Consider the following 6,245-nt stretch of genomic DNA (forward strand, 5'->3'; position numbering starts at 1 on the left):
GCTGGGAAGCCATCGGTATGTTCGGCAATTGCTTCACCAGCCGTTCCGCCACCATCTTCTCTTCTTCGGAAACCTGGGTCCGTTCCTTTAAGAGAAAGGAGGTGATTTCATCCGTTGTCAGATACTTCTCCAAAAACTCCTTGCGAATCCCTATGCGGATAAACCACTGAGGCGAGACAACAAAGACGGCTTTTTTCCCTTCCAACTGAGGACGCATCTGCTGAATCCCAAGATAATGGACCATTGAGACCGCTCCCCGCTGTCCCAAGAAATAAGGAGTATAGGGACGATTGTATTTCTCCGCTAAGACTGCTGGGTGAAAGCTATCCAAGCGCAACCATTCACTCGATCCAAAAAAGGGAACAAAGTTCTCGGAAGGATCGGACAAGGCCTGTACTTTTTTCGTGGCATTCTTAAAACTTTCACTAGAAAAGGCAACCGCATCCTTCTTTTCAGCTAACAAATCATGCCCTTGCTGGCTTGGATAAAAAAGAATCAACAAAAGAACTAGAACAAAGGCGCAAAAAACGGGCCCTAGTATATTCCATAGGCGTTTAAGCATTCATCAACTCCGTCACACCTTCTACGATTTTGTTTGCTGTGTTCCAGTCATCTCGACCAAATTCAGAAACTGGTACGCTGATATTGAATTTTCCTTCTAATTCCACAATGAGTTCTACAGTTCCCATTGAATCTAGGACACCTGCATCAAACAAATCTTCGTCCATCATGTCCGACACGTCTTCCATAAATAAATCGTCAATAATTGCAATAACTTCTGATTTTACATCCATTTTTCTACCTCAAATCTTTTTTATTATTTTCCATGAAACCATAGTTGGTTTAAAAATCCTGAAAATAGCAGGAAAGAGACCATCACCACATTGAAAGTGATAAAAATCCCCAGAGCCTTTGTCCACTTGTTGTCGGGCAGAGGCGCTTGTCCTTTGGCTTTTCGTTCCTTATTGATGCTCTTTTTCTTTCGAATCCACATGTCATTAACCACTAAGCCGACTCCATGAAACACCCCATAGGCAACATAGTACCAAGTCAAGCCATGCCAAAATCCCATCAAGGTCATATTGATTAGATATGCCACGCTTGAAGTGGTATTCCGATTGCTAAAGACTTTGTTTTTGACCATCGCTTTTACGAGGCGCATAAAGACAAAATCACGGAACCAGAATGATAAACTCATGTGCCAGCGATTCCAGAATTCCTTTAAATCACGCGATTTAAAAGGTTGGTCAAAGTTTTGTGGCGTTTCAATCCCCATTAGGTGAGAAATCGCAATCGCAAACATTGAGTAGCCTGCAAAGTCGAAGAAAAGATCCAAGCCATAAGTATACATGACCCCAATCGTTGGTAAATTGATCAACCCACCTTGTCGAAGAGCAACTTCTTTTAGCTGCGGGAGCCAGACATGTCCTAAGACATGGGCCAAGACAAACTTGTAGAAGAAGCCCAGCATGATGTACCAGACCGCCCTATCCAGCATCCTCATCAACTGATCTCGATCGGGAATCTGCTCGTAGTTCTCATTGAATCGACGGAAACGATCAATCGGCCCTGATGAGATAGTGGGCATAAAGATAAGAAAGCGGAGGAAGGCCCATAGGGTCACATCCTTCAAGAGCCCATCCCGCATCTCCATGATCATCGCTACGGATTTAAAGGTCAAATAGGAAATTCCCATAAAGCCCAAAATGGACTTCCCTGAACCCAACACGATGGGATCAAACTTGACGACGACCAAAGGAAGAATCGCTAATCCAACAAAGAGAAAGAAGACCCATTTGCTATCCTTTCCCCGACGGTAGGCCTGGTACAGGAAGACCACAGCAGTCTGCCAGACTACATAAAACAAGAAGGCTTGAACCTGATAATTCTTGGTGCCAAAAAGCATGCTGGCGATAAAGAAAGCACTGACCAATAGTTCATACCAGGCAAAGCGTTTCTTAAAGAAGAGCCCGATAAAGATCGGCAAGGTCGCTAGAATGATATAGACAAAATAAAGTGGGTCCCCAAAAGGCTCTAAATGAGGAAAGTGGGATAACCAATTTATCATCGTTTGTTCACCTCATTCATTAACCCTTTGATATCAATTTTTCCGTTTGGGGTAAGGGGAAGTTCTTCTCGATAGAAAAACTTAGACGGCATCATATACGACATCATAATGTCTTGTAAGTCTTCTTTAATGGCCTTGGTGATATCAATTTCTCGATCAAATTGTTCCCGAACACCATTTTTTAAAACGATGTAGGCCAACAAGTTTTGGACTTTGTGATCTTGATTGTAGCGGGGCACAGCGACTGCCGATTCTACAAAGCGCGATTTGTTTAAGTTTTGAGAAACATCCTCGAGCTCGATACGATACCCATTGAATTTGATTTGGAAGTCCATCCGACCACCATACAGTAAGAGTCCTTCATCTGTCATAGACCCTAGGTCCCCTGTATGATAGGCTGGTAATCCTTGAAATTCAAAGAAAGCTTCTTGGGTCTTTTCTGGATTGTTCAAATAGCCCTTTGATACAGCAGGACCAGCGATAATAATCTCCCCCTGCTCCCCATTCGGCAAGACTTGGCCATTTTCGTCAATCACAGCCGTTGGCGAGTCTTCCTTCGTGTAGCCAATTGGAAGGCGCTTATAGCTTGCTAACATCTCATCCGTGATAGCTACCGCTGATAAGGCCACCGTCGCTTCTGTCGGACCATAGGCATTGACGATTCGTGCATTTGGGAAACGCTCCCGTAATTTCTTCGCAGTCTTAACGGTTAACTCTTCCCCATCAAAATAAAAATGGGTCAGGGCTGGTAGACGCTCCGCACGAAACTCTTCAGAGACAAGAGCCATATCCACAAAAGAGGGAGTGGAAGTCCAAATCCCAATCGGTAACTGCAAGATCGTCGCAAAAAGTTGTTTGAAGTCACTTACCGTTTCTTTCGGTAGGGCAAACAAGGTCCCGCCCAAGGCCAATGTTGGTGCCCAATACATGACGGACAAGTCAAAAGAATAGGGAGGCTGGGCCAGCATTTGTGGACGGTCCGGCGTCGCAAATTCCTTGTCTGAAATCATCCAGTTAGTGAAGCTCAAGAGATTGGCATGTGAAATCTGCACTCCCTTTGGCTTTCCAGTCGTCCCTGAGGTAAAGATAATATAATAATTATCATCTCCTTTGACAGAATGGCTGATCTGGTAAGGCGTATGCTTGGAAAAGACTTCCGTTAACTGATGCCCGGAAAGGATCGGAAGGGGCGTTTCGAGCGGAAAGGCATCTAAACTGATGATCAAGCTAGGGGATGCAACTTCAATAATGGCCTCAATCCGATCTAAGGCAGAATGCCGGTCCACTGGAATATAGGCGTGACCAGACTTAGTTAGGGCTACAAAAGTCGCCAGCATCTCATATTCCTGTCCACCAAAAACAAGAACAGGTGAGGATGGTGTCAAGTCTAACTGATCCAGATGGGACGCTAAGCTATCCGAATCCCGCTTCAAATCGCCATAACTATGGACGTCTCCTAAAATATCATATACAGGAAAATCAGGCTGTGTCTGGGCATACTGCTCCAGGGTCTCAATCATATCTGTAATGGTGCGTTTTTGTGTCATATTTTTTCCTTAAAACTCGTTGTAAATAAATTCACCCTGACCTTGGCCAAGATATCCATATAAATAAAATAAGATTAAAAAAATGATAAAATAAAATAGAGTTTTTAAAATAAAAATTGAGATATTTTTATATTTTAGCATTTCGCAAAAAACCTCCATCCTAATTTTACCATATTCTGAGACTTTTGAGTATCAGAAACTAGAAGGATTTCCCTCAGTCTTTCTTCCTATTTGGAAGACGAAAATCCCTTGTCTCTAACCCCAAAATACGCTATGATAGAAAGGACTACATTCAGTAAGGAGAATCTAATGAAATTTTCAGAATACAGCTATATCCGTCCCAACTACGAAGACGTCAAAACCACTTCCACCCAACTTATTTCAGCACTTCAATCCGCTGCATCAGCTCCAGAAGCGCTGCAACATCTCAAAGACATCATCGCCATCTTTGCCGAAGTAGAAACCCAATCCACCCTCTGCAGTATTCGCCATTCCGTGGATATGGAGGATTCTTTTTATGACCAGGAAACAGACTTCTGGAATGAGTATTCTCCTTTATTTGGTGAGCTTAAAACCAACTACTACCAAGCAGTTCTGGATAGTCCATTTCGTACCGCATTGGAAGAAGCCCTTCCACAAACCTTCTTTCTTCAAGCCGAAAACCAACTTAAAACCTTTTCACCAGATGCTATCTCCCTCTTTCAAGAAGAAAACAGCTTGGTCGATCAGTATTCCAAATTAATCGCTGGAGCTCAGATTGACTTTCAGGGAGAAACCTATAATCTCTCACAAATGATCCCCTTTAACCAATCTACTGACCGATCTGTGCGTCAGGCAGCTAGCGCCAAAACCAGCCAATTTTATGAAGATAATGAAGCAGCCTTTGATAAAATTTATGACGACTTAGTCAAAGTTCGGACCAAAATTGCTCACCAGTTGGGCTTTAAAGACTATGTTGAGTATGCTTACCACATGATGAACCGTTTTGACTACAATCGTGACATGGTCAAGTCCTACCGACAAGAAATCCTCCATCACGTTGTCCCAGTTGTGCAAGAACTTCGGAAGCGTCAGACGGAGCGTCTTGGTCTTAAAGAACTCAAATATTATGATTTAGGCATTGAGTTTTTGGATGGAAATGCAACCCCACAAGGAGACCCAGAGTTCATCTTGCATGAAGCACAAAAGATGTACCAAGAATTGTCGCCAGAAACCGCGGAGTATTTCAACTTCATGGTCCAACATGAACTGCTTGATCTCGTTACGAAGCCCGGAAAACGCTCTGGTGGCTATTGTACCTACCTCCCTGACTTTAAAAGTCCATTCATCTTTTCAAACTTCAATGGAACCAGTGGCGATATCGATGTCCTCACCCATGAAGCAGGGCATGCCTTTCAAGTCTTCCGGTCTCGGTGGGTCCCTACTCCAGATGTGGTCTGGCCGACCTATGAAACTTGTGAAATCCACTCCATGTCAATGGAATTTTTGACCTGGCCATGGATGGATCGTTTCTTTGGCCATCAAGTAGACAAATACAAGTATAGTCACTTGGCGGGCACCTTGCTCTTCTTGCCTTACGGAGTTTTGGTGGACCATTTCCAACACGAAGTATATGAGCACCCAGAGATGACCCCAGCTGAGCGAAAAGCTACGTGGAAGCGACTACAAGATCTCTACTTACCGGATCGTGACTACTCCGATTCAGACTTCCTTAGTCGTGGCGGTTTCTGGTTCCGACAATCCCATATTTTCTCCAGTCCTTTCTACTATATCGACTATACACTCGCTCAAGTTTGTGCGCTTCAATTTTGGAAGAGAACACAGGTCGAAGCCGATCCGACTGCCTGGGAAGATTACATCCGCATCTGTGATTTAGGCGGAACCAAAACCTTCCTCCAGGTCGTGGAAGCTGCAAACCTTCAAAGTCCCTTTAAAGAAGGGGCCCTTGAATCCACCATTCAAAGTGCCGCTGACTATCTCTTTGCTGTCGATGATAAGGCCCTGTGAGAACTCCTCTCTCCTCATCGCTTAAAAACCGTCTATAGAATTAAAAACTAGGACAAATGTGATGACCCATTCGGTCAACTCACTTGTCCTAGTCTTTTATTTTTCTTTGATGCGATCCATGTAATCCGAGTAAGACTCCGTATGCATGAGTTTTTTAGCATTCTCTACGCGATCGCGTGTAGGAGGTTTGACTCCTGCCAGAGGATAGGGACGCCCCAACTCCCGCCATTTAAACTCTCCCATGGTATGGTAGGGGAGGACTTCAAAGCGTTTGACATTGGTTAGTGTCTTGACAAACTCGCCTAGATTTTTCAAATCATCATCTCGGTCAGTCAAACCTGGTACCAACACGTGGCGGATCCAAACGGGCTTTCCAATATCAGAGAGATAGCGGGCACAGGCCAAAATCGTCTTGTTGCTATGCCCGGTTACAATCTTATGCTGGTCCGGATTGATTTCCTTGATATCCAGTAAGACCAAATCTGTCACTGCCATGAGTTGATTGTATTTTTCAAGATACTTCGGCGTGTTGCGAAAGGTCAAAGCACAGGTATCTAGAGTTGTGTGAATCCCTTGCTCTTTTGCTAAGGTAAAAGAGCAATCAAGAAGTCAATCTGCAGGGT

Annotated in this window: 6 protein-coding genes and 1 pseudogene; 1 reads left to right on the plus strand and 6 read right to left on the minus strand. The window is 44.0% G+C overall.

Annotated elements, in window-relative coordinates:
• The 5 genes from STRDD13_RS04160 to STRDD13_RS04180 form a co-directional block, all read right to left on the minus strand.
• Nucleotides 1–463 (minus strand): D-alanyl-lipoteichoic acid biosynthesis protein DltD (locus tag STRDD13_RS04160; RefSeq protein ID WP_331708379.1); only part of this gene is annotated, 463 nt, incomplete at its 3' end.
• Between the two features lie 91 nt (nucleotides 464–554).
• Nucleotides 555–794, minus strand: a complete 240-nt coding sequence (gene dltC, locus STRDD13_RS04165) for a D-alanine--poly(phosphoribitol) ligase subunit DltC (RefSeq protein WP_067102267.1) — start codon at nucleotides 792–794, stop codon at nucleotides 555–557.
• A 23-nt stretch (nucleotides 795–817) separates the two neighbouring features.
• On the minus strand, nucleotides 818–2,068 hold the full coding sequence (gene dltB, locus STRDD13_RS04170; RefSeq protein WP_067102269.1) for a D-alanyl-lipoteichoic acid biosynthesis protein DltB: 1,251 nt from the start codon (nucleotides 2,066–2,068) through the stop codon (nucleotides 818–820).
• Nucleotides 2,065–3,615, minus strand: a complete 1,551-nt coding sequence (dltA, locus tag STRDD13_RS04175; protein ID WP_067102272.1) for a D-alanine--poly(phosphoribitol) ligase subunit DltA — start codon at nucleotides 3,613–3,615, stop codon at nucleotides 2,065–2,067. Before dltA ends, dltB begins: the two co-directional genes overlap by 4 nt.
• 9 nt (nucleotides 3,616–3,624) lie before the next feature.
• The gene (locus STRDD13_RS04180) at nucleotides 3,625–3,756 is read right to left on the minus strand and encodes a teichoic acid D-Ala incorporation-associated protein DltX (RefSeq protein ID WP_067102275.1); all 132 of its coding nucleotides are present in this window, start codon (nucleotides 3,754–3,756) and stop codon (nucleotides 3,625–3,627) included.
• A gap of 168 nt (nucleotides 3,757–3,924) precedes the next feature.
• On the opposite strand from STRDD13_RS04180, the gene STRDD13_RS04185 reads away from it, so the two are divergent.
• On the plus strand, nucleotides 3,925–5,622 hold the full coding sequence (locus STRDD13_RS04185; RefSeq protein WP_067102278.1) for a M3 family oligoendopeptidase: 1,698 nt from the start codon (nucleotides 3,925–3,927) through the stop codon (nucleotides 5,620–5,622).
• Between the two features lie 96 nt (nucleotides 5,623–5,718).
• Here the strand turns inward: STRDD13_RS04185 and STRDD13_RS04190 are convergent.
• Nucleotides 5,719–6,245 (minus strand): annotated as a pseudogene (locus STRDD13_RS04190) (radical SAM protein); the annotation flags it as partial.

Source organism: Streptococcus sp. DD13 (genome assembly GCF_001578875.1).
In the GTDB taxonomy this organism is placed as follows: domain Bacteria; phylum Bacillota; class Bacilli; order Lactobacillales; family Streptococcaceae; genus Streptococcus.